This window comes from Pseudomonas rossensis (assembly GCF_039888995.1).
Taxonomy (GTDB): Bacteria; Pseudomonadota; Gammaproteobacteria; order Pseudomonadales; family Pseudomonadaceae; genus Aquipseudomonas; species Aquipseudomonas rossensis.
On the sequence record NZ_JBBWCB010000004.1, the window covers coordinates 12,635 to 35,067 of the forward strand.

At 57.9% G+C, this 22,433-nt stretch carries 20 protein-coding genes; 5 read left to right on the top strand and 15 right to left on the bottom strand.

What is annotated here, in order from left to right; genetic code table 11:
- Positions 1-7: 7 nt before the first annotated feature.
- Positions 8-1,918, bottom strand: a complete 1,911-nt coding sequence (gene ftsH / locus WLY71_RS02255) for an ATP-dependent zinc metalloprotease FtsH (RefSeq protein WP_033053619.1) — start codon at positions 1,916-1,918, stop codon at positions 8-10.
- Between the two features lie 202 nt (positions 1,919-2,120).
- Positions 2,121-2,750, bottom strand: coding sequence for a 23S rRNA (uridine(2552)-2'-O)-methyltransferase RlmE (gene rlmE / locus WLY71_RS02260; protein WP_007900501.1), 630 nt, complete (start codon positions 2,748-2,750; stop codon positions 2,121-2,123).
- A gap of 101 nt (positions 2,751-2,851) precedes the next feature.
- Between rlmE and WLY71_RS02265 the strand changes: the two genes are divergently transcribed.
- Complete coding sequence (locus tag WLY71_RS02265) at positions 2,852-3,160, top strand: YhbY family RNA-binding protein (RefSeq protein WP_347802332.1); 309 nt, start codon at positions 2,852-2,854, stop codon at positions 3,158-3,160.
- A gap of 9 nt (positions 3,161-3,169) precedes the next feature.
- On the opposite strand, the gene WLY71_RS02270 is transcribed toward WLY71_RS02265, so the two are convergent.
- From WLY71_RS02270 to grpE, 8 genes are all read right to left on the bottom strand, one after another.
- Entirely contained in the window at positions 3,170-3,574 is a 405-nt protein-coding gene (locus WLY71_RS02270; RefSeq protein WP_008149032.1) for a hypothetical protein, read from the bottom strand.
- Between the two features lie 28 nt (positions 3,575-3,602).
- Positions 3,603-4,079, bottom strand: a complete 477-nt coding sequence (gene greA, locus WLY71_RS02275) for a transcription elongation factor GreA (protein ID WP_046045786.1) — start codon at positions 4,077-4,079, stop codon at positions 3,603-3,605.
- Entirely contained in the window at positions 4,076-7,297 is a 3,222-nt protein-coding gene (gene carB, locus WLY71_RS02280) for a carbamoyl-phosphate synthase large subunit (RefSeq protein ID WP_347802333.1), read from the bottom strand. Before carB ends, greA begins: the two co-directional genes overlap by 4 nt.
- 119 nt (positions 7,298-7,416) lie before the next feature.
- Positions 7,417-8,553, bottom strand: a complete 1,137-nt coding sequence (gene carA, locus WLY71_RS02285) for a glutamine-hydrolyzing carbamoyl-phosphate synthase small subunit (RefSeq protein WP_347802334.1) — start codon at positions 8,551-8,553, stop codon at positions 7,417-7,419.
- Positions 8,554-8,812: 259 nt separating this feature from the next.
- Positions 8,813-9,619 carry a 4-hydroxy-tetrahydrodipicolinate reductase gene (gene dapB, locus WLY71_RS02290; protein ID WP_347802335.1) on the bottom strand — a complete coding sequence of 269 codons (807 nt, stop codon included), beginning with the start codon at positions 9,617-9,619 and terminating at the stop codon, positions 8,813-8,815.
- 9 nt (positions 9,620-9,628) lie between these two features.
- A complete protein-coding gene (gene dnaJ, locus WLY71_RS02295) occupies positions 9,629-10,753 on the bottom strand; it encodes a molecular chaperone DnaJ (protein ID WP_008149037.1) in 1,125 nt (374 codons plus the stop codon).
- A 297-nt stretch (positions 10,754-11,050) separates the two neighbouring features.
- Positions 11,051-12,967 carry a molecular chaperone DnaK gene (dnaK, locus tag WLY71_RS02300; RefSeq protein WP_008149038.1) on the bottom strand — a complete coding sequence of 639 codons (1,917 nt, stop codon included), beginning with the start codon at positions 12,965-12,967 and terminating at the stop codon, positions 11,051-11,053.
- A 102-nt stretch (positions 12,968-13,069) separates the two neighbouring features.
- Complete coding sequence (gene grpE / locus WLY71_RS02305; RefSeq protein WP_033058135.1) at positions 13,070-13,636, bottom strand: nucleotide exchange factor GrpE; 567 nt, start codon at positions 13,634-13,636, stop codon at positions 13,070-13,072.
- 241 nt (positions 13,637-13,877) lie between these two features.
- Between grpE and recN the strand changes: the two genes are divergently transcribed.
- On the top strand, positions 13,878-15,551 hold the full coding sequence (gene recN, locus WLY71_RS02310; RefSeq protein ID WP_347802336.1) for a DNA repair protein RecN: 1,674 nt from the start codon (positions 13,878-13,880) through the stop codon (positions 15,549-15,551).
- A gap of 75 nt (positions 15,552-15,626) precedes the next feature.
- On the opposite strand, the gene fur is transcribed toward recN, so the two are convergent.
- The gene (gene fur, locus WLY71_RS02315; RefSeq protein ID WP_003197684.1) at positions 15,627-16,031 is read right to left on the bottom strand and encodes a ferric iron uptake transcriptional regulator; all 405 of its coding nucleotides are present in this window, start codon (positions 16,029-16,031) and stop codon (positions 15,627-15,629) included.
- Between the two features lie 97 nt (positions 16,032-16,128).
- Here fur and WLY71_RS02320 point away from each other — a divergent pair, with 97 nt between their 5' ends.
- A complete protein-coding gene (locus WLY71_RS02320) occupies positions 16,129-16,656 on the top strand; it encodes an outer membrane protein assembly factor BamE (protein ID WP_095129507.1) in 528 nt (175 codons plus the stop codon).
- A gap of 61 nt (positions 16,657-16,717) precedes the next feature.
- On the opposite strand, the gene WLY71_RS02325 is transcribed toward WLY71_RS02320, so the two are convergent.
- The 3 genes from WLY71_RS02325 to WLY71_RS02335 are packed head-to-tail and all read right to left on the bottom strand — an operon-like array spanning position 16,718 to position 18,870.
- On the bottom strand, positions 16,718-17,032 hold the full coding sequence (locus WLY71_RS02325; protein ID WP_347802337.1) for an RnfH family protein: 315 nt from the start codon (positions 17,030-17,032) through the stop codon (positions 16,718-16,720).
- Positions 17,025-17,459: a type II toxin-antitoxin system RatA family toxin gene (locus WLY71_RS02330; protein ID WP_347802338.1), complete on the bottom strand. Its 435-nt coding sequence runs from the start codon at positions 17,457-17,459 to the stop codon at positions 17,025-17,027. Before WLY71_RS02330 ends, WLY71_RS02325 begins: the two co-directional genes overlap by 8 nt.
- Positions 17,460-17,466: 7 nt before the next feature.
- Positions 17,467-18,870 (bottom strand): sodium-dependent transporter, encoded by a 1,404-nt coding sequence (locus WLY71_RS02335; protein ID WP_046045778.1) that lies wholly within the window; start codon positions 18,868-18,870, stop codon positions 17,467-17,469.
- Positions 18,871-18,988: 118 nt separating this feature from the next.
- Here WLY71_RS02335 and smpB point away from each other — a divergent pair, with 118 nt between their 5' ends.
- Positions 18,989-19,471: an SsrA-binding protein SmpB gene (smpB, locus tag WLY71_RS02340; protein ID WP_008149046.1), complete on the top strand. Its 483-nt coding sequence runs from the start codon at positions 18,989-18,991 to the stop codon at positions 19,469-19,471.
- A gap of 113 nt (positions 19,472-19,584) precedes the next feature.
- Here the strand turns inward: smpB and WLY71_RS02345 are convergent, their stop codons facing one another.
- On the bottom strand, positions 19,585-20,352 hold the full coding sequence (locus WLY71_RS02345; RefSeq protein WP_008149047.1) for a GntR family transcriptional regulator: 768 nt from the start codon (positions 20,350-20,352) through the stop codon (positions 19,585-19,587).
- Between the two features lie 262 nt (positions 20,353-20,614).
- Between WLY71_RS02345 and WLY71_RS02350 the strand changes: the two genes are divergently transcribed.
- Positions 20,615-22,309, top strand: a complete 1,695-nt coding sequence (locus tag WLY71_RS02350) for a lactate permease LctP family transporter (protein ID WP_347802339.1) — start codon at positions 20,615-20,617, stop codon at positions 22,307-22,309.
- The last annotated feature ends 124 nt before the right edge of the window (positions 22,310-22,433 follow it).

Sequence of the window (22,433 nt, forward strand, 5' to 3'; positions counted from 1 at the left end):
TCAAACCTTAAACGTCAGCAGCCGGACCGCCGATCGGTGTTTCCGGGCGCGGATCCTGCGCCACCGGAGGAGTTCCGGAGGTACCGGTGCCGCCTGACCAGTCGCGAGGTTCACGAGGCGTACGACCCGCCATGATGTCGTCGATCTGATCAGCGTCGATCGTTTCGTACTTCATCAAGGCATCAGCCATGGCGTCGAGCTTGTCACGGTTATCGGTGAGGATCTGCTTGGCCGTGCCGTAGCACTGATCGATGATGCTGCGCACTTCGGAGTCGATCAACTTGGCTGTCTCACCGGAGAAACTTGCACCCTGACCGCCACCGCCGCGGCCGAGGAACACTTCGCCCTCTTCTTCTGCGTACATCAACGGGCCGAGTTTTTCCGACAAGCCCCACTTGGTTACCATGTTCCGTGCAATCTGGCTGGCACGCATGATGTCGTTTGACGCACCGGTGGTGACGCCGTCGAAGCCCAAGGTCATTTCTTCAGCAATACGGCCGCCGTACAACGAACAGATCTGACTGATCAATGCACGCTTGGACAGGCTGTAGCGATCTTCTTCCGGCAGAAACATGGTCACACCCAGCGCACGACCACGCGGTATGATCGACACCTTGTAGACCGGATCATGCTCAGGCACGACGCGCCCAACAATAGCGTGACCTGCCTCGTGGTAAGCGGTGTTCTGCTTCTCTTTTTCGGACATGACCATGGATTTGCGCTCGGCGCCCATCATGATCTTGTCTTTGGCCAATTCGAACTCTTTCATTTCGACGATGCGCTTGCCAGCACGGGCCGCGAACAACGACGCTTCGTTCACCAGGTTAGCCAGGTCGGCACCGGAGAAACCAGGGGTACCACGAGCGATCACAGCCGGAGCGACGTCGTCACCCATTGGCACTTTTCGCATGTGAACCTTGAGAATCTGCTCGCGACCACGGATATCCGGCAGACCGACGACAACTTGACGGTCGAAACGGCCCGGACGCAGCAACGCAGGGTCCAGTACGTCCGGACGGTTGGTTGCAGCAATGACGATAATGCCGTCATTCATTTCAAAGCCGTCCATCTCTACCAGCAACTGGTTGAGAGTCTGCTCGCGCTCGTCGTGACCGCCACCCATGCCGGCGCCACGGTGGCGACCGACGGCGTCGATTTCATCGATGAAGATGATGCATGGCGCGTGTTTTTTGGCCTGTTCAAACATGTCGCGAACACGGCTGGCACCGACACCGACGAACATTTCGACGAAGTCGGAACCGGAAATGGTGAAGAACGGCACTTTGGCTTCGCCGGCAATCGCCTTGGCCAGCAAGGTTTTACCGGTACCAGGAGGACCCACCATCAGCACGCCGCGAGGAATGCGACCGCCCAGACGCTGGAATTTGCCCGGATCACGCAGGAACTCGACCAACTCACCGACTTCTTCCTTGGCTTCGTCACAACCGGCAACGTCACCCAAGGTGGTTTTCACCTGATCCTCGGAGAGCAGGCGCGCCTTGCTCTTGCCGAAGCTCATTGGCCCGCCCTTACCACCGGCGCCGCCCTGCATCTGCCGCATGAAGAACATGAACACGGCGATGATCACCAGGATCGGGAAGCTTGCGACCAGGAGTTGAGTCCAGATGCTTTGCTGCTCAGGCTGCTTGCCTTCGACTACGACGTGGTTGTCCACGAGGTCGCCGATCAGACCGTTGTCCTGAATTGCCGGACGAATGGTCTTGAAGCTGTCGCCATCGTTGCGCTTGCCGGTAATCACGTAGCCGTCAACCGCTACGCGCTCGACCTTTCCATCCTTGACCTGCTGGATGAAGTCGGAATAGTTGAGGGTCTGCGGCTCGTTAGGGCTGGAGAAGTTGTTCATCACTGTCACCAGGACAGCCGCGATGATCAACCACAGGATCAGATTCTTTGCCATATCGTTCAATTAACTACCCTCTGAAGCAAGCTCCGCTAATGGCGCGCGCTTCGCATGATATTCACCGGCCTAACTTACTACATTACAGACGGCTCTGGCAGGCGCCGTCTGTAACCCTTTGTGAAACACTTTCTACACAATATTCGCTAATGCTCACGGGGCGAAATACGAAAAACCTATCGACCCGCAAAAAAACCTCGATTTACTCACTACGGCCGCGGTAGCCCCAAGCCAGCATGTATTGCTCGCGGGAACTGCCACGGGAAGAGTCCGGCTTGATCATCTGGACCTTGTCGAATTTCTGACGAGCGTCCTTCACGTAAGCATCAAACCCTTCGCCCTGAAACACCTTGATCACGAAATTACCACCCGGCTTGAGTATCCGAGCCGCCAGATCAAGAGCCAGCTCACATAGAAACATGGCTTTTGGCATGTCCACCTCAGGCGTACCACTCATATTGGGGGCCATATCGGAAATCACAAGGTCCACCTGCGAATTACCCACGGCTTCAAGGATCTGAGCGAGCACTTCGTCCTGGGTGAAGTCACCCTGGATGAAAGTCACGTCCGGAATGCTGTCCATTTCCAGGATGTCCGAGGCGATCAGACGCCCCTGACCACCGATCAGCCGACTAGTGACCTGCGACCAGCCGCCGGGCGCCGCACCCAGGTCGACAACGCTCATACCCGGACGGATCAGCTTGTATTTCTCCTGGACCTCCAGAAGCTTGTAACTCGCACGCGAGCGGTAACCATCCTTCTGCGCCTGCTTCACATATGGATCATTGACATGTCTTTTCAGCCAACCAAGGCTTGTCTTGGAACGCGCCATTGGGCACCTCGATGATAAGGGTCGTGATTAATTGGGCGGATCCACGAACCCTCGGGTAAAATGGCCGCCATTTTACAGAATCCAGACTAAAGGGTCAGATTATGCCGCTCACTCAAGAGCAGAAGAAACAGTACAAATCCATTGGCCACCATCTGAAACCAGTTTTGACTGTGGCTGACAACGGTTTGACTGAAGGTGTGTTAGCCGAACTTGAACGCGCTTTGGCGGATCACGAGCTGATTAAAATCAAGCTCAACATCCTCGATCGCGAGTCGCGCCTGGCGAACATTGCAGAACTGTGCAAGGTCGGCAAAGCGGACCTGGTTCAGATCATCGGCAAGATGGCACTGATTTACCGCAAGAACTTCAGCGTCAACAAGCAGCTGTCGAACGTTCATCGCTTCAAGTGATGACAAGGGTCAAGGGTGTGCTTCGCGCACCCTGCCACTCCATCCAGGCACCGGCTGCAACACCAGCACCAGCCCGGAAAAGCCCAGAACAAGATAGCTGAACACCTGCCAACGCACGGCATCCGGCCAGCCGATACGCACCGCGACATACATCGCACACGCATACAGCGCCATCATCAGCAGTTGCCCGCGAATATCGCGCCATAGACTGGCAAGGCCCTCGGCCTGAACCAGCACCAAAGCCTGAAAAATCACACACGCTGCGGCGAACCCCACCATCAGCGCATCAAGCATGCCTGCGATTTCGTCGATCAGCAGCGGTGCCAGGCCAATTTTGCCCAGCACCGGCAGCAGACCGATGTGCAACAGCCACAGACCACCAACCCACAACATCTGAGTCAGTTGCCAAAGCATGGCGCCCGCACGTAGCGGGCGCCTGCGCTTAGATGTGGCGAACTTCGACAATCTCGTACTCGATAACGCCGCCAGGCGTTTTCACGGCAACCACATCACCCTCTTCCTTGGCAATCAAGGCGCGGGCCAATGGCGAGCCGACCGAAATCTTGCCGAGCTTGAAGTCAGCCTCATCCTCACCAACGATGTGGTAAGTGACGCTTTCATCCGTCTCGACGTTGGCGATTTCGACGGTGGTGCCGAAGATCACTTTGCCAGTGTGAGGAATGGTCGTGACATCGATGATCACCGCGTTTTGCATGCGGCCTTCGATGTCGCGGATCCGCGCCTCGACCATACCCTGCTGCTCGCGAGCAGCGTGGTATTCGGCGTTTTCTTTCAAGTCACCCAACTCGCGGGCCGTACCGATGTCCTGGCTGAGCTTCGGACGGACGACCTTGGTCAGGTGAGCGTGTTCTTCTTCCAGGGCTTTAGCGCCCTTGACGGTCATTGGGTATTTGATCATGCCTTCAATCCTGCGTGTAGATCCTGCAAGCGGCGCACGGTCTTCTCGGGACCGAACTTCAGTGCTTCGCAGATAGCTTCGCCAGCAGCAATGGTAGTGGTGCAGTAAATCTTGTGCTGCAAGGCATTACGACGAATGGAGTACGAATCAGCGATCGACTGACGACCTTCGGTGGTGTTGATGATCAGGGTGACTTCGTCATTCTTGATCATGTCGACCACGTGCGGACGCCCCTCGGTCACCTTGTTCACACGACGCACTTTCAGGCCTGCGGCTTCGATCAGCTTGGCAGTACCGGCAGTGGCGACCACTTCGAAGCCCAAGTTGATCAGATCACGGGCCACGCCTGCAACCAGTGGCTTGTCGTCATCACGCACACTGATGAACGCGGTACCGCCGGTCGGCAGCACTTCGCTGGCACCCATTTGGGCTTTGGCAAACGCTTCACCGAAGGTGTCGCCCACGCCCATCACTTCACCAGTGGACTTCATCTCTGGGCCCAGGATCGGGTCCACGCCAGGGAATTTGGCGAATGGGAACACCGCCTCTTTCACACTGTAGAAGTTCGGAATGATTTCTTTGGTGAAGCCGATTTCCTTCAGGGTTTTACCGGCCATCACGCGAGCCGCAATCATTGCCAGGGAAACACCAATGCACTTCGACACGAACGGTACGGTACGGGAAGCGCGCGGGTTGACTTCGATGACGTAGATGTCTTCGCCTTGCAGCGCCAACTGAACGTTCATCAGGCCGACAACACCCAGTTCCAGGGCCATTTTCTTGACCTGTTCGCGCATCTCGTCCTGGATGTGCGCAGGCAGCGAGTACGGCGGCAGGGAGCACGCGGAGTCACCGGAGTGAACGCCGGCCTGCTCGATGTGCTGCATGATCGCGCCGATCACCACGTCGGTGCCGTCGCAGACCGCATCCACGTCCATTTCGATGGCGCAGTTGAGGAAGTGGTCGAGCAGCACCGGGCTGTCGTTGGACACTTTCACCGCATCACGCAGGTAGCGCTTGAGCTCTTCTTCTTCGTAAACGATTTCCATCGCGCGGCCGCCCAGAACGTAGGACGGACGAACCACCAGCGGATAACCGATCTTGGCAGCGGCACGAATCGCTTCGTCTTCGCTGCGCACGGTGGCGTTTGGCGGCTGACGCAGGTTCAGGCGCTCGACCATTTGCTGGAAGCGCTCACGGTCTTCGGCACGGTCGATGGCGTCAGGGCTGGTGCCGATGATCGGCACGCCTGCTTCTTCCAGGGCACGAGCCAGTTTCAACGGGGTTTGGCCGCCGTACTGGACGATCACGCCTTTCGGCTTCTCGACGCGGACGATTTCCAGTACGTCTTCCAGGGTCACTGGCTCGAAGTACAGGCGATCAGAGGTGTCGTAGTCGGTGGAAACGGTTTCCGGGTTGCAGTTGACCATGATGGTCTCGTAACCGTCGGCACGCAGAGCCAGCGCCGCGTGTACGCAGCAGTAGTCGAACTCGATGCCCTGGCCGATACGGTTAGGACCGCCGCCGAGAATCATGATTTTGTCGCGGCCCGACGGCGCAGCTTCGCACTCTTCCTCGTACGTCGAGTAGAGGTAAGCGGTGTCGGTGGCGAACTCGGCCGCGCAGGTGTCAACGCGCTTGTAGACCGGGAAAATCTCAAGCTTGTGACGGTGGCGACGCAGAGCCTTCTCGGTCACGCCCAGCAGCTTGGCCAGACGCATGTCGGAGAAGCCTTTGCGCTTAAGACGGAACATCAAGTTGCGGTCGATGCTGGCCAGACCCAGGGTCTTGACCTTCTCTTCTTCCTTGATCAGATCTTCGATCTGCACCAGGAACCACGGGTCGATCATGTTCATGCCGAAGATGTCTTCGACCGACAGACCGGCGCGGAACGCGTCAGCCACGTACCAGATACGCTCGGCGCCCGGCACGGTCAGTTCACGCTTGAGAATGCTCATGCTTTCCGGATTGCTCAGGTCGAGCTTCTCGTCCAGACCGCATACGCCCACTTCCAGACCGCGCAGGGCTTTCTGCAGGGATTCCTGGAAAGTCCGGCCGATGGCCATGACTTCACCGACCGACTTCATTTGAGTGGTCAGGCGTGCGTCGGCTTTCGGGAATTTCTCGAAGGCGAAGCGTGGCAGCTTGGTCACGACGTAGTCGATGGACGGCTCGAAGGATGCAGGAGTAGCGCCGCCGGTGATTTCGTTCTGCAGCTCATCCAGGGTGTAGCCGATCGCCAGCTTGGCAGCGATACGCGCAATCGGGAAACCAGTGGCTTTCGAGGCCAGTGCCGAAGAGCGGGATACACGCGGGTTCATCTCGATCACGACCATGCGGCCAGTGTCCGGGCAGATGCCGAACTGGACATTGGAGCCGCCGGTTTCCACGCCAATCTCACGCAGTACCGCCAGGGAGGCGTTACGCATGATCTGGTATTCCTTGTCGGTCAGGGTCTGTGCTGGCGCAACAGTGATCGAGTCACCGGTGTGCACGCCCATCGGGTCAAAGTTTTCGATAGAGCAGACGATGATGCAGTTGTCCTTCTTATCACGGACAACCTCCATCTCGTATTCTTTCCAGCCGATCAGGGATTCGTCGATCAGCAGCTCTTTGGTCGGCGACAGGTCGAGGCCGCGGGCGCAGATTTCTTCGAACTCTTCACGGTTGTAAGCGATACCGCCACCAGTGCCGCCCATGGTGAAGGACGGACGGATGATGCACGGGAAGCCAAGCTTCTCAAGGACCACGTTGGCCTCTTCCATGCTGTGGGCGATACCCGAACGCGGGCAGTCCAGACCGATGGATTTCATCGCCTTGTCGAAGCGCGAACGGTCTTCTGCCTTGTCGATGGTGTCAGCGTTGGCACCGATCATCTCTACGCCGAACTTCTCCAGAACGCCTTCGCGCTCCAGATCCAGTGCGCAGTTCAGAGCGGTCTGGCCACCCATGGTCGGCAGCAACGCGTCCGGACGCTCTTTCTCGATGATCTTGGCAACGGTTTGCCACTTGATCGGCTCGATGTACGTGGCGTCAGCCATGTCCGGGTCGGTCATGATGGTCGCTGGGTTGGAGTTCACCAGGATGACGCGGTAACCCTCCTCGCGCAGGGCTTTACAGGCCTGGGCGCCGGAGTAGTCGAATTCGCAAGCCTGGCCGATCACGATCGGGCCAGCGCCGAGAATCAGGATGCTTTTAATGTCTGTACGTTTTGGCATGGGTTTGTCACTCAAATCCGCAGGTCAGTCGGCAAGCCGTCTTGTTCAATCTTTGAAGACCTGAGGGGGCCACCGTGTGTCGGGACCGCCCTCAAGCTTTGCTACATCAAGGCGAGCGATTAGCGTCGCTTGGCCATTTCGTTGATGAAGCGATCAAACAGAGGCGCTACGTCGTTCGGGCCAGGGCTGGCTTCAGGGTGACCCTGGAAGCTGAAGGCGCTCTTGTCGGTACGCTCGATCCCTTGCAGGGTGCCGTCGAACAGCGATTTGTGGATCGCCCGGACGTTGGCTGGCAGGGTCGCTTCGTCTACCGCAAAACCGTGGTTCTGGCTGGTGATCATCACAACGCCGGTGTCCAGGTCCTGGACCGGGTGGTTGGCACCGTGGTGGCCGTGACCCATTTTCAGGGTCTTGGCGCCGGAGGCCAGGGCCAGCAGCTGGTGACCGAGGCAGATGCCGAATACCGGAATCTCGGTTTCGAGCACGTCCTTGATCGCCTGGATCGCGTAGTCGCAAGGCTCCGGGTCACCAGGACCGTTGGACAGGAACACGCCGTCCGGCTTCATGGCCAGAACGTCAGCGGCTGGGGTCTGGGCCGGCACCACGGTTACGCGGCAGCCGCGCTCGACCAGCATGCGCAGGATGTTCAGCTTGACGCCGTAGTCGTAGGCCACCACGTGGTGTGGCAGCTCGGACGCTTCGAGGGTCGCGTGGCTGTCGGTTTTCAGGTCCCAGACAGTCGAGCGCCACTCGTACTTCTCTTTGGTGCTGACGACTTTCGCCAGATCCATGCCCTTCAGGCCAGGGAAGCCGCGCGCCGCTGCAATCGCAGCTTCGTCGCTGATGTTGTCGCCAGCCATGATGCAGCCGTTCTGCGCGCCTTTCTCACGCAGGATGCGCGTCAGGCGGCGAGTGTCGATACCGGCGATTGCCACAACGTTGTTGGCTTTCAGGTAGTCGGACAGGGACATCGTGTTACGCCAGTTGCTCGCAACCAGTGGCAGGTCGCGAATCACCAGACCTGCAGACCATACGCGGTCGGACTCGGCGTCTTCCGGCGTGGTGCCGGTGTTGCCGATGTGCGGGTAAGTCAGGGTAACGATCTGTTGGGCGTAGGAAGGATCGGTAAGGATTTCCTGATAGCCGGTCATGGCAGTGTTAAACACCACCTCACCAACGGTTTGACCGTCGGTTCCAATGGCTTCGCCGCGAAAAATGCTGCCATCAGCAAGGGCGAGTATGGCTGGCTTAGTCAAGAAGACCTCCCGTAAATAAAGCCTGAAGGGGCAATCGCAGGTTGTAAAAAAGCGGAGTGACGTATGGACACGTCACCCCGCTTCTTCACCGAATAATTCTGCGCGCTTTTAGTGGACACACTAAAGCTGTAGCTTACAGAAAAAGGCATTTTTGGTCTACCGCCAATGAGCCTTAAAGGCCGGGGAATGCGACAGGACGTCGCTTGGCGTAATAAAACCGGGCCCAAACACTGTGTTGGAACCCGATTTCGGGGGCATCTTAACGCAAGTCGAGCACGTCTTGCATGTCGTAAAGACCCGGCTCACGGCTATCCAGCCACAACGCAGCACGCACAGCGCCCTTGGCGAAGGTCATGCGACTGGACGCCTTGTGAGTGATCTCCAGTCGCTCACCCTCACAGGCGAACAGCACCGTATGATCGCCAACCACATCACCACCGCGAACAGTGGCAAAGCCGATCGTTTCACGCTCGCGGGCGCCGGTATGGCCTTCCCGACCATAGACCGCAACCTTCTGCAGATCACGATCCAAGGCGCTCGCGATGACTTCACCCATGCGCAGAGCCGTACCTGAAGGCGCATCGATCTTGTGCCGATGATGAGCCTCGATGATTTCGATATCCGCCTCATCACCCAGCACACGAGCAGCCATGTCGAGCAGCTTCAGCGACAGGTTTACACCGACACTGAAATTGGCTGCGAACACGATCGGAATATCCTTGCTGGCCTCGGCCAGCAGCTGCTTCTGCGCGGCGTCCAGCCCTGTCGTGCCGATCACCATGGCCTTGCCCGCCTTACGGCAGAACGCCAGGTTTTTCAGCATGACTTCCGGGAGCGTGAAGTCGATCAACACGTCGAACTCATCAGCCACCGCGTCCAGATTGCCGGACAGCGGCACACCGATACGCCCCAGCGAGGCCAGCTCACCGGCATCCACGCCAATCAGCGTGCTGCCGGGGCGTACGACGGCTGCCGTCAGCCCGGTCAGCGGCGCGCGTTGCTGCACCGCCTCGACCAGAATCTTGCCCATGCGCCCGGCAGCGCCCATCACAGCTATACGTCGCATGCCGACTCCTTACAAATCGCCGAAGAAGCGCTTCACGCCTTCGAACCAACCAGTGGTTTTAGGCGAATGGCTGTTGTCATCTGCCAGCGAGCTACGGAACTCTTCCAACAGTTCGCGCTGACGACGTCCCAGATTGACAGGGGTTTCGACCGCCACCCGGCACATCAAGTCACCAGCACCGCCGCCGCGCACTGGCGCAACGCCCTTGCCGCGAACACGGAACTGCTTGCCGGTCTGAGTTCCTTCAGGGATTTTCAGTTTGACTCGACCATCAAGGGTCGGAATCTCCAGCTCACCACCCAGCGCAGCATCGACAAAGCTGATTGGCACTTCGCAGAACAGGTGCTTGCCGTCGCGCTGAAAGATCGCGTGCTCACGCACGTTGATCACCACGTACAGGTCGCCAGTCGGGCCACCCTGAGCCCCCGCCTCGCCTTCGCCGGACAGACGAATGCGGTCACCGGTATCAACACCGGCCGGCACTTTCACCGAGAGGGTTTTGTACTCTTCGACACGACCTTGACCGTCGCACGAGTCGCACGGATCGGAAATGATCTTGCCCTGGCCATGGCAGCGCGGACATGTCTGCTGCACCGAGAAAAAGCCCTGCTGCATACGGACTTGACCGATACCGCCACACGTCGGGCAAGTGATCGGTGAGGAACCTTTCTTGGCACCCGAACCGTCGCACGGCTTGCAGTTGACCAATGTCGGAACACGGATATTCACGGTCGTACCGCGCACCGCTTCTTCCAGATTCAGTTCCAGGGTGTAACGCAGGTCGCTGCCGCGCTGAGCGCCGCCACGAGAACCGCCGCGACCGCCGCCGAAGAAGTCACTGAAGACATCACCAAAGATGTCGGAGAAGTTCTGACCGCCAAACCCGGCACCGCCGCCGCCCATGCTTGGGTCGACACCGGCATGACCGTACTGGTCGTACGCCGCGCGCTTGCTGGAATCGGACAGCACCTCGTAGGCCTCGTTGGCCTCCTTGAACATATCTTCCGACGCTTTGTCATCGGGATTACGGTCCGGGTGGTGCTTCATTGCCAGGCGACGGTAGGCCTTTTTCAGGTCTGCTTCGCTTGAGCCACGCTCAACACCCAATACTTCGTAATAGTCACGCTTTGCCATAAGTCTTTGCACTCTTAAGGACGTTCGGCAAACCTCTCCTGAGCCTTGCCAAACTCGTTGAGCCCCAATACAGGCCCGGACCCAACTCACGTCAATTCAACGATCCTGGTCTTTGATTCGATGCGGTACTTTCGGCTCGAAAAGCAGGAGCATTTCCGGCCATACCGCCAACACACGAGCCTTGTCGCATGCTGTAAAAATTCGCTAACTCCAGACACGCCAACGCGGGAGCAAGCCCCCGCGCGGCGACATCCTACCAGTCACTGCCTAAAGGCAGTCAACCGGCCGACCAACAACTTACTTGTGGTCTTTGACTTCTTCGAACTCAGCGTCGACGACGTCGTCAGCCTTCTCGGCCGATTCGCCTTGCGGTGCAGCACCTTCAGCAGGTTGAGCCTGCTCGGCGTACATCTTCTGGGCTACTGGAGCGGAGACTTTCGACAGCTCTTCAACCTTGGCTTCGATCGCGGCCTTGTCGTCGCCTTTGACAGCGGCTTCCAGCGCAACAACAGCAGCTTCGATTGCAGTCTTCTCTTCAGCAGTCACTTTATCGCCAGCATCTGCGACCATTTTGCGAGTCGAGTGAACCAGCGCATCGCCCTGGTTGCGAGCGGTTGCCAGCTCTTCGAACTGGCGATCTGCGTCGACGTTGGCTTCAGCATCGCGAATCATCTGCTGAATCTCTTCCTCGGACAGACCGGAGTTGGCCTTGATCACGATCGACTGAGTCTTGCCGGTAGCCTTGTCTTTGGCGCCCACGTGCAGAATGCCGTTGGCGTCGATGTCGAAGGTCACTTCAATTTGTGGCACGCCACGTGGTGCTGGTGGAATCTCGGCCAGGTCGAACTTGCCCAAAGACTTGTTCTGAGCGGCTTGCTTACGCTCACCTTGCAGCACGTGAATGGTCACAGCGCCCTGGTTGTCGTCGGCAGTCGAGAACACTTGCGATTTCTTGGTAGGAATCGTGGTGTTTTTCTCGATCAGCGCGGTCATCACGCCACCCATGGTTTCGATACCCAGAGTCAGCGGGCTAACGTCCAGCAGCAGAACGTCTTTCACGTCACCGGCCAATACTGCGCCCTGGATAGCAGCACCCATGGCAACCGCTTCGTCCGGGTTCACATCTTTACGCGCTTCTTTACCGAAGAACTCGGTCACCAGCTTCTGAACCAGTGGCATACGGGTCTGACCGCCGACCAGGATCACGTCGTTGATGGCGCCAATGTCGATGCCCGAGTCTTTCAGAGCGATGCGGCAAGGTTCGATGGTGCGTTGAACCAGGTCTTCTACCAGCGCTTCGAGCTTGGCGCGGGAGATTTTCACGTTCAAGTGCTTAGGACCGGTGGCGTCTGCAGTGATGTACGGCAGGTTCACGTCGGTCGAATTGCTCGAAGACAGTTCGATCTTGGCTTTTTCAGCGGCTTCTTTCAGGCGCTGCATGGCCAGCGGGTCACCTTTAAGGTTCATGCCGCTTTCTTTCTTGAATTCATCAACGAGGTAGTCGATCAGACGAATGTCAAAGTCTTCACCGCCCAGGAACGTGTCACCGTTGGTGGCCAGTACTTCGAACTGGTGCTCGCCATCGACTTCAGCGATTTCGATCACGGAAACGTCGAAAGTACCGCCGCCCAAGTCGTAAACGATCACGGTGTGATCGCCCTTCGCCTTGTCCATACCGTAAGCCAGAGCGGCTGCGGTTGGTTCGTTGATGATACGTTTTACGTCCAGGCCCGCAATGCGGCCGGCGTCTTTGGTGGCTTGACGCTGGCTGTCGTTGAAGTAAGCCGGAACAGTGATCACCGCTTCGGTCACTGGCTCGCCGAGGTAGTCTTCGGCGGTCTTCTTCATTTTCTTCAGAATTTCAGCCGAGATTTGTGGCGGCGACATTTTCTGGCCGTTCACTTCAACCCACGCATCGCCGTTATCAGCCTTGGCGATTTTGTACGGGACCATCTTGATGTCTTTCTGTACGACTTCTTCGTCGAACTTACGACCGATCAGACGCTTCACCGCATACAGGGTGTTGTGCGGATTGGTCACAGCCTGACGCTTGGCCGATTGACCAACGAGGATTTCACCATCGTTGGCGTAAGCGATGATCGACGGCGTGGTACGCGTGCCTTCAGCGTTTTCAATAACTTTGGCTACGCCGTTTTCAAGCACGGAGACGCAGGAGTTGGTAGTCCCCAGGTCGATACCGATAATTTTGCCCATGTTCACTCTCCCGAAACTTTGGATTTGGTTGCCGCAGCAGTGGTGGCTAACTGCGGTAGCACTTAAACGCTTGACTTCTAAATGGGGGCCTTGCGGCTAATTTCAAGCCTGCTCGTCAATCGAAGGCGAAACCGGTGCCGGTGCCTTGCTGACCACGACCATGGCCGGGCGCAGCAGGCGACCGTTGAGCTGATAGCCCTTCTGGAACACCTTGAGCACGCTGTTCGGCTCGACGTCGGCGCTTTCCTGCATGGCCATTGCCTGATGCTGAACGGCGTTGAACGGTTCGCCATGCGGATCGATCGCTTCCAGCTGATAACGTTTCAGGGTGTCCTGGAACATTTTCAGGGTCAGCTCGATGCCTTCGCGCATTGGACGAATGCTTTCGTCGTCCGGGCTGGACAACTCCAGACCACGCTCCAGGCTGTCGATGATCGGCAACAAGTCACCGGCGAATTTCTCCAGTGCGAACTTGTGAGCCTTTTCTACATCCTGCTCGGCGCGACGGCGGACGTTCTGCAGATCAGCCGCTACACGCAAAGCCTGATCATGAGCGCCAGCCAATTGCTCTTCGAGCACTTGAACACGAGCCGCCAGTTCATCACCCGAATCCTGGGCAGCCTGATCGGCGTCTAGATTTTGCGTATCCACTGTCTGTTCGTCAGCCATAGATTTCTCCTTTCAATATCGTCCGCGAGCTCAACTCGCGCTTCTGCCCAGCTATATGGGGCCGCAAAATTCAGCTTCAAGGGGCGCTTATTTATTAACCCTACAAAAAACAGATGCATTGTCATTCCCAGGCGCACTTAGGATTTCGTCGGATCAAGCAAATCGAGCTAAGGGAGGGCATTGTCAGCCAGAAACAAAACACTGTATAAATAACCAGACCTAAAGCCTGGGAGCGGCCTTTATGCTGGTGCACCTGTCCGTACATAACTACGCCATCGTTGAACATCTCGATCTCGAACTCGATCGCGGGATGAGCGTGATCACTGGGGAAACCGGCGCCGGCAAGTCGATCATGCTCGACGCCCTCGGCCTGACCCTGGGCGATCGCGCCGACAGCGGCGTGGTCCGTCCCGGCGCTGACAAGGCCGATATCCTGGCAACCTTCGATCTGGTCGATATTCCAGAAGCCAGTGCTTGGCTGGCCGAGCGCGACCTGGAGAGCGACGGCCCGTGCATTCTGCGCCGGGTGATCACCGCCGAAGGGCGCTCGCGTGGCTACATCAACGGCACGCCCTGTCCCCTCGGCGACCTCAAAGCCCTGGGTGAACTGCTGATCGATATCCACAGCCAGCATGAACATCAATCCCTGCTCAAGACCGACACGCACCGTCGTCTACTCGACGAGTACGCCGGTGCAACGGACCTTGCCCGTCAGGTACACCTGGCCGCCCAACGCTGGCGCCAGACCCGCCAGGAGCTGGAACGCCTTTCCAATTCCGGCGATGAGCAGCGCGCTCGCCATCAATTGCTCAGTTATCAACTCGAAGAGCTGGAAAACCTCGGCCTCGGCGAAAGTGAACTAGAGCAGCTGGAACAGGAACATAAGAACCTGACCAACGCCGAAACCCTGCTAGGCATTTGCCGACAAGTGGTCGAACAATGCAGCGAAAGTGATTCCGGGAATGTACTGAACGCCCTCACCGCCAGCCTCAATCGCCTTTCGAGCGTCAACAATTCGATTGGGGCCCTGGGTGAAGCCAGCAGCCTGCTGACCAGTGCACAGATCCAGGTCGAAGAAGCCGTGGGAGAACTGAACCGCTTCCTTGATAAATTCGATGCCGATCCAGCGCGCCTTCAGTACCTGGAGGAACGCCTTGATGCGATCTATACCATGGCGCGCAAACACCGCATCCAGCCGACCGAAGTGGCCGAGATGCAGCAGCGCTTGCTGGATGAAATCGAAACCCTGAATGCCAACGACGAATCCATCGAGCGCCTGAGCGATGAACTGGCCTCCTATGCCCGTCATTATCAGGAGAAGGCTCGTGAGCTGAGCGATTTGCGCCATCAGGCGTCGAACAGCCTGGCCAGCGCCGTGGAGCAGGAAATCCAGCGACTGGGCATGCCCGGCGGTCGTTTCACCATCGAACTGCGCCCCAACGGCAGCGATGAACTCCTGCCAAATGGACTTGAGCAGGTAGAACTGCTCGTGAGCGCCAACCCAGGGCAACCGCTGAAAGCCCTGGCAAAAGTAGCATCCGGCGGCGAATTGTCACGGATCAGCCTGGCGATTCAAGTGATCACCGCGCAGACCTCCCGCGTACCGACCCTGGTGTTCGACGAAGTGGACGTGGGCATCGGTGGTCCGACCGCCGAAATCGTGGGCCAATTGCTGCGTCGACTTGGGGAGCGCGGGCAGGTATTGACGGTAACTCACTTGCCGCAAGTAGCAGCGCAGGGACATCAACATCTATTCGTACACAAAGTGCGCGGCGAAGATGCCACTCACACAGCCGTCTCCAAGCTGAGCAAGAACGATCGTGTCGAAGAAGTGGCGCGGATGCTGGGAGGCATCGACCTTACAAAGGAATCTCTGGCTCATGCCAGGAAAATGGTCGTCACCGCGAAAATTTAAGACCGGCAGAAAGCACGAAGGCGACCCTGGGGTCGCCTTCGCTCGTTTCGCGAACCTTAAGTTCGCGCGACATGCTTACTTTTTCTTGCGTACGTACAGCACAAGGTTGTGATCAACCATCTCGAAGCCATACTTGTCGACGATTGCCTTCTGCAGCCGCTCGATTTCTTCGTCGAAGAATTCGATCACTTCACTGGTCTCGACGTTGACCATATGGTCGTGATGCTTGCCGTCGTCCAGCTCGAAGACCGCATGGCCCCCGTCGAAGTTGTGCCGCACCACAAGGCCAGCTGCCTCGAACTGAGTCAGGACACGGTAAACCGTGGCCAGACCGACGTCCTCACCAGCCTCCATCAGCGCCTTGTAGACATCCTCGGCACTCATGTGGCGTTGCTCGGCGGAATCGAGCATTTGCAGAATTTTGACCCGTGGAAGGGTCACTTTGAGGCCGGCTTTGCGTAGTTCGCTATTTTCAACCATGGTCAGCTTTCTCGCGATGCTGCTTCGCAGCTTCTCTTAATGCGGGTATGATCGGCGTTTACGTTGTCCCAGCCAAGATAGTGGAAGTCGCCCACCGATGCAAAACACCAAGCTCTTGCTAACCAGTTTCACCTTTGTGGGACTGCTCGCACTCGCCGGTTGTTCATTCCCCGGGGTTTACAAAATCGACATCCAGCAGGGCAATGTCGTCACGCAGGACATGATAGACCAGTTACGCCCGGGAATGACCCGCAAGCAAGTACGGTTTATCATGGGCAACCCTCTGTTGACCGACACGTTCCATGCCGATCGCTGGGATTATCTGTACAGCCTGCAACCGGGTGGCGGTGAACGCCAACAGGAACGCATTAGCGTTATCTTCAACCCAAATGACCAGCTTGTCAGCCTCTCTGGTGATTTCATGCCAGGCGTGAGCCGCGACGAAGCCATTCTCGGCAAGGACAGCGGCACTACAGTTGCTGCACCAGCAGAAAACGTCGAGAAGCCGAAACCAGAAAAACCGGTCAAGCCAGGTTCGTTGCTGGACCAGATCCAGAAGGATGTCGACGGTGTAGAAACCGTTCCAGTCCCAACTCCAGAACCTCTGGAAACCTCGCCGCAATAATTTGCGACGCAATAAAAAACCCGGCATGTCCGGGTTTTTTATTCTCCAGCGTTTGAGCGAATCACTGATTCCGGGTTTTGGCCTCAGCAGCCTTGGCTGCGCGCACCCGACGAACTTCTTTCGGATCAGCCAGCAATGGCCGGTATATCTCGATGCGATCTCCAGCCTGGACAGGATGTTTGTCTGGATCAGCGATCACTTTACCGAAGATCCCCACCGGGCAACTGGCCAGATCCAGCTCGAAAAACGCCTTGCCGATGCCTGACTTCAGCAAAGCCGCCCGCACTGTCGCTCCGGCTGGAACCGTCACCGAGAGAAGCACCTGCCGATCAATGGCGGCATACACCACCTCAACGTCGATCACGGCCTCAACCATGCATCTGCTTGGCGCGCTGGCAGAAGGCATCCATCAACGTATTGGCCGCCTGATTGAACAACGGCCCCAGGGTCGCGCGGACAATCGGCCCGGCGTAATCGAACGACAGGTCCAGGCTGATCTTGCAGGCTTTCTCGCCCAACGGCTTGAACACCCAGACGCCATGCAATTGATTGAACGGGCCTTCCTCGAGGTTCATCTCGATCGAATGCCCAGGTACCAGCGTATTGTGCGTTACGAAATGCTGGCTGAGACCGCCCTTGGCCACGCCGACGCTAGCGCGCATATGCTCAGGAGAATTCTCCAGGACTTCGGCCGATGAGCACCACGGCAGAAATTCCGGGTAACGCGCCACGTCATTGACCAGGTCATACAGCGCTTGTGCCGGATACGGCAGCAGGGCCGAACGTTGAATGTGTGTCGTCATGTCAGCGTCACTTCCACAGCTGGGCGGCAAACACTACGAGAATGCCGATGGGCGCCACATAGCGCATCAAGAACAAGGACAGGGCGAACAACGCAGGGTTGCGGATCGACAACTCGTCGCGTACCGCTTCACGCCCCATCACCCAGCCTGCAAACACCACGAAACACAAACCACCGAGTGGCAACATGATCCGCGAGGTGAAGAAATCGATCACACCAAAGAAGTCCAGGCCTCCGGCCGCACCCCATTGATAGAGATGGAACATCCCGCCTTCGTTCACGAAAAATTTGGCTTCCTTCCAGATATTGAAGGAAAACACCGTGCCCAGACCGACAAACCAGCAGATAAATGCCAGCCAGAAGGTGACCCACGCGCGGCTGACTTTCGTGCGTTCAACCAGGTAAGCCACCATCGGTTCGAGCAGGGAAATCGCCGAACTCCAGGCTGCGATCGCTACCAGCACGAAGAACACTACGCCCATCAACTGACCAAACGCTACGTTACCAAAGGCAAATGGCAGGCTTACGAACATCAGGCCAGGGCCTTCGCTCGGGTTCAGGCCCGCGGCAAACACAATCGGAAACAATGCCAGACCAGCGACCAGGGAAACGAAGGTATCGAGCAGTGCCACACCGACGATGGTGCCGGAAATCGATGAGTTCTTTGGCATGTAGGCGCCGTAGATCATGATCGAACCGACGCCCACGCTTAGGGAAAAAAACGCGTGCCCCATGGCGGGCAGCAAGCCGTCGAGTACTTTTTCCGGGTGGAAGTCGAACATAAAATGCACGCCCTCCATGAAATGGCCGGTGGTCATGCTGTAGCCCAGCAGAACAATCACCATCACAAACAGCAGCGGCATCATGATCCGCAGGCTGCGCTCCAGGCCGGCGACCACGCCCTTGGCGATGACCACGGCCGACAGCAGCATGAAAATCGTGTGCCAAAGTGTCAGGCGCCATGGATCGGCGATCACATTCCCAAAGTAGGCGCCAACCTGGTCAGCCGTCACCCCCTGGAAGTCGCCACGGCCCATGTCGATGATGTAATCCAGCGACCAGCCGCCGACCACACTATAGAAAGACAGAATCAACAACGCCGTGATCATCCCGGCGAATGCGCCCCAGGACCATTTACCCGAATGCCCGGCTTCCAGCGCCAATACCTTCAGGGCGTTGGCCGGGCTCTGCCGTGCACGGCGGCCGATCAGGGTTTCGGCCAGCATGACCGGCACACCGATCAGCGCGATACAGGCCAGGAACATCAGCACGAAGGCGCCGCCGCCGTAGACACCGACCATGTACGGGAATTTCCAGATACTACCCAGGCCCACGGCCGAACCGGTCGCGGCGAGTATGAAGACCCAGCGGCTAGCCCAACTGCCGTGGACAGAAACCTTGTCTGTCGACATCGTTATCACGCCCAAGCGTTCAAAAAAGAGGCCGCATTGTCCGGGATTCAATCAACCTGCTCAAGCACGTAGCGATACCGTAGCCGACTCGCGTGCAACTCCCTATAATGCCGCCCCTATGGCTAAACAGAAGAAACACCCAACAGGGACCATCGCGCAAAACAAAAAGGCGCGACACGATTACTTCATCGAGCACAAGTTCGAGGCTGGCCTGGTCCTGGCCGGCTGGGAAGTAAAAAGTCTGCGGGCAAGCAAGCTACAACTGGTTGACAGTTACGTACTGCTCAAGGATGGCGAAGCCTGGCTGCTCGGCAGCCACATTACGCCGCTGATGACCGCCAGCACCCACGTCATCGCTGACCCGACCCGCACCCGAAAATTGCTGCTCAACCGCCGCGAGCTGGAAAAGCTGGCCACTGCCGTGCAGCAAAAAGGTTACGCCTGCGTGTGCCTGTCCTGGTACTGGAGCAAGCATATGGTCAAGTGCGAGATCGCTCTGGGCAAGGGCAAGAAGGAATACGACAAGCGTGATACCGAACGCGAACGCGACGCCGGTCGCGAATTGCAGCGTGCGGTGCGCAACAAGGGCAAGGAAGATTAATCTTTCGGCCTGAGTGTTGTGGCGCTTGCGAAAAGATCGCAGCCTGCGGCAGCTCCTACATAGATCGCGTATCCATGGAGCTGCCGCAGGCTGCGATCTTTTGCTTTAAATAATCACATTCCTTTGCGCCGCTCCGCCCGAGCCATGCGCTGCACTTCCTGACGCACTTCTTCCAGCACTTCCTGCACATACAAAATGTGTCGGCTGGAGACTTCCCGCGCCTGCTCGGCCCTTCCTTCAATAATCGCCAGGTACAACTCCCGGTGCTGCGTGATAAGCATGTCGCGGGTCTCCGTACGCTGCTTGTACATCCCGCCGATATTCGTCACCACGTTGCGTTTGAGCAGATCGAACAACCCGCGAATGGTGTGCAGCAACACCGCGTTGTGACTGGCTTCAGCAATTGCCAGGTGGAATTTCGCATCCGCCGCCCCCTCTTCCGCCCGACTTACCTCGTCGTGACGCGTATAGCAGTCCTGCAATTCATTGAAGGCCGCGGTCAATCGCTCGCGATCAACGTCCGTAGCACGCATGGCTGCGTAATAGGCGCAGGAGGCTTCCAGGGTGTGACGAAATTCCAGCAGATCGCGCTGCGCTTCAGGGTTGCTTTCCAGCAGATGCAGCAGCGGATCGCTGAAGGTTGACCCCAGCGACTCCACCACATAATTGCCGCCACCCTGGCGACTGACCAGCAAGCCCTTGGCCGCCAGTTTCTGAATCGCTTCGCGCAACGAAGGGCGTGACACGCCGAACTGCTCGGCCAACGCACGTTCGGCCGGCAAGCGCTCACCCGCCTTCAGCGTGCCCTCGAGAATCATCCCCTCGAGCTGCTCGACAATATCGTCAGACAAACGGCGCTGACGAATCTGATCAAACCCCATAACTCATTTCTCCACGATCCCGACGGCTCGCCGGGGTCTCTATTCTGGCCTATCAGGGCTGTGTCAGCACCTGCCAGACGGCATTTGGTCGAGCGGACCAGATGACTTCTGCACCGCGTATTCGACAAAAGTTTTAGGGCGGCAAATTGACACACCGCCTACAACGCTTTTACCCTAGCCAACAGCGATTGTAAATTGGTATTACCAATTACCCAAGAACGCTGACCAGTGCCTGACCAACAACAATTAGGGGCCACCCCATATGCAAACCTGGCAACAGCTCTATTCTCCGCTCGGCAGTCTCGGCGTGTCCGCGCTCGCGGCCGTTATCCCCATCGTGTTTTTCTTCCTGGCATTGGCCGTGTTCCGACTCAAAGGACACGTGGCCGGCAGCATCACGCTGGCCTTGTCCATTGCCGTGGCGATCTTCGCCTTCCAGATGCCCGTCGACATGGCCTTCGCCGCCGCCGGCTATGGTTTCGCCTACGGTCTGTGGCCGATTGCCTGGATCATCGTGGCGGCGGTATTCCTCTACAAACTGACGGTCAAGAGTGGACAGTTCGAAGTGATCCGCAGCTCGGTGCTGTCGATCACCGACGACCAGCGCCTGCAAGTGCTGCTGATCGGCTTCTGCTTCGGCGCCTTCCTGGAAGGTGCCGCCGGTTTCGGTGCGCCGGTCGCGATTACCGCCGCACTGTTGGTAGGACTGGGCTTCAACCCGTTGTACGCCGCGGGCCTGTGCCTGATCGCCAACACCGCACCGGTTGCCTTCGGCGCCCTGGGGATTCCGATCATCGTTGCCGGGCAAGTCACCGGTATCGACGCGTTCAAGATCGGCGCCATGACTGGCCGCCAACTGCCGCTGCTGTCGCTGTTCGTGCCGTTCTGGCTGGTGTTCATGATGGATGGCCTGCGCGGCGTGCGGGAAACCTGGCCGGCAGCACTGGTAGCCGGTTTGAGCTTTGCCATCACCCAATACTTCACGTCGAACTTCATCGGCCCGGAACTGCCGGATATCACCTCGGCCCTGGCCAGCCTGATTTCCCTGACGCTGTTCCTGAAAGTCTGGCAACCGAAACGCGCCGCAGGCCAACACATCGTCGGTGCCGTCTCGGCTTCCGTGGTGAGCGCCAGCGCTGGCGGTTTCGGCCTGCCGCGCAGCACCGTGGCTTCGCCCTACAGCTTCGGTGAAATTCTCAAAGCCTGGTCACCGTTCCTGATCCTCACCGTGCTGGTGACCATCTGGACCTTGAAACCCTTCAAGGCGATGTTTGCCGCTGGCGGGTCGATGTACAGCTGGGTGTTCAACTTCGCGATCCCGCACCTGGACCAAATGGTGATCAAGGTCGCACCGATCGTGGCCGCCCCGACCGCTATTCCGGCGGTGTTCAAACTCGACCCGATTTCCGCGACCGGCACGGCGATTTTCTTCTCTGCGCTGATCTCGATGCTGGTCTTGAGGATCCATGTCAAAACTGGTCTGACCACTTTTAAAGAGACCTTCTACGAGCTGCGCTGGCCGATTCTGTCCATCGGTATGGTGCTCGCCTTTGCCTTCGTCACTAACTACTCGGGCATGTCCTCGACCATGGCGCTGGTTCTGGCAGGCACCGGTGCAGCATTCCCGTTCTTCTCGCCGTTCCTCGGCTGGCTGGGTGTGTTCCTGACCGGTTCCGATACCTCGTCCAACGCACTGTTCAGTTCGCTGCAAGCGACCACCGCACACCAGATCGGCGTCAGTGACGTGTTGCTGGTAGCGGCGAACACCAGCGGCGGAGTGACCGGCAAGATGATCTCGCCACAATCGATCGCCGTGGCCTGCGCCGCGACCGGACTGGTGGGCAAGGAATCGGATCTGTTCCGTTTCACCCTCAAGCACAGCCTATTCTTTGCAACAATCGTCGGCTTGATCACCCTGGCTCAGGCCTACTGGTTCACCGGAATGCTGGTGCACTAAGTACTACACGATAAAAAGCAAAAACCGACGCCGGACCACGATTCCGGCGTCAGCTATTCACAACCCGGTCTGTAAGGCTGCTGAAAGCTTGCCTCTCTATATTCAGCAGCCTCAGCGGACGGAT

Bases quoted from the DNA above. Each gene is read 5' to 3' on its own strand.
- ftsH (WP_033053619.1), bottom strand. From the start codon at position 1,918: ATGGCAAAGAATCTGATCCTGTGGTTGATCATCGCGGCTGTCCTGGTG.
- rlmE (WP_007900501.1), bottom strand. From the start codon at position 2,750: ATGGCGCGTTCCAAGACAAGCCTTGGTTGGCTGAAAAGACATGTCAAT.
- WLY71_RS02265 (WP_347802332.1), top strand. From the start codon at position 2,852: ATGCCGCTCACTCAAGAGCAGAAGAAACAGTACAAATCCATTGGCCAC.
- WLY71_RS02270 (WP_008149032.1), bottom strand. From the start codon at position 3,574: ATGCTTTGGCAACTGACTCAGATGTTGTGGGTTGGTGGTCTGTGGCTG.
- greA (WP_046045786.1), bottom strand. From the start codon at position 4,079: ATGATCAAATACCCAATGACCGTCAAGGGCGCTAAAGCCCTGGAAGAA.
- carB (WP_347802333.1), bottom strand. From the start codon at position 7,297: ATGCCAAAACGTACAGACATTAAAAGCATCCTGATTCTCGGCGCTGGC.
- dapB (WP_347802335.1), bottom strand. From the start codon at position 9,619: ATGCGACGTATAGCTGTGATGGGCGCTGCCGGGCGCATGGGCAAGATT.
- dnaJ (WP_008149037.1), bottom strand. From the start codon at position 10,753: ATGGCAAAGCGTGACTATTACGAAGTATTGGGTGTTGAGCGTGGCTCA.
- dnaK (WP_008149038.1), bottom strand. From the start codon at position 12,967: ATGGGCAAAATTATCGGTATCGACCTGGGGACTACCAACTCCTGCGTC.
- grpE (WP_033058135.1), bottom strand. From the start codon at position 13,636: ATGGCTGACGAACAGACAGTGGATACGCAAAATCTAGACGCCGATCAG.
- recN (WP_347802336.1), top strand. From the start codon at position 13,878: ATGCTGGTGCACCTGTCCGTACATAACTACGCCATCGTTGAACATCTC.
- fur (WP_003197684.1), bottom strand. From the start codon at position 16,031: ATGGTTGAAAATAGCGAACTACGCAAAGCCGGCCTCAAAGTGACCCTT.
- WLY71_RS02320 (WP_095129507.1), top strand. From the start codon at position 16,129: ATGCAAAACACCAAGCTCTTGCTAACCAGTTTCACCTTTGTGGGACTG.
- WLY71_RS02325 (WP_347802337.1), bottom strand. From the start codon at position 17,032: ATGGTTGAGGCCGTGATCGACGTTGAGGTGGTGTATGCCGCCATTGAT.
- WLY71_RS02330 (WP_347802338.1), bottom strand. From the start codon at position 17,459: ATGACGACACACATTCAACGTTCGGCCCTGCTGCCGTATCCGGCACAA.
- WLY71_RS02335 (WP_046045778.1), bottom strand. From the start codon at position 18,870: ATGTCGACAGACAAGGTTTCTGTCCACGGCAGTTGGGCTAGCCGCTGG.
- smpB (WP_008149046.1), top strand. From the start codon at position 18,989: ATGGCTAAACAGAAGAAACACCCAACAGGGACCATCGCGCAAAACAAA.
- WLY71_RS02345 (WP_008149047.1), bottom strand. From the start codon at position 20,352: ATGGGGTTTGATCAGATTCGTCAGCGCCGTTTGTCTGACGATATTGTC.
- WLY71_RS02350 (WP_347802339.1), top strand. From the start codon at position 20,615: ATGCAAACCTGGCAACAGCTCTATTCTCCGCTCGGCAGTCTCGGCGTG.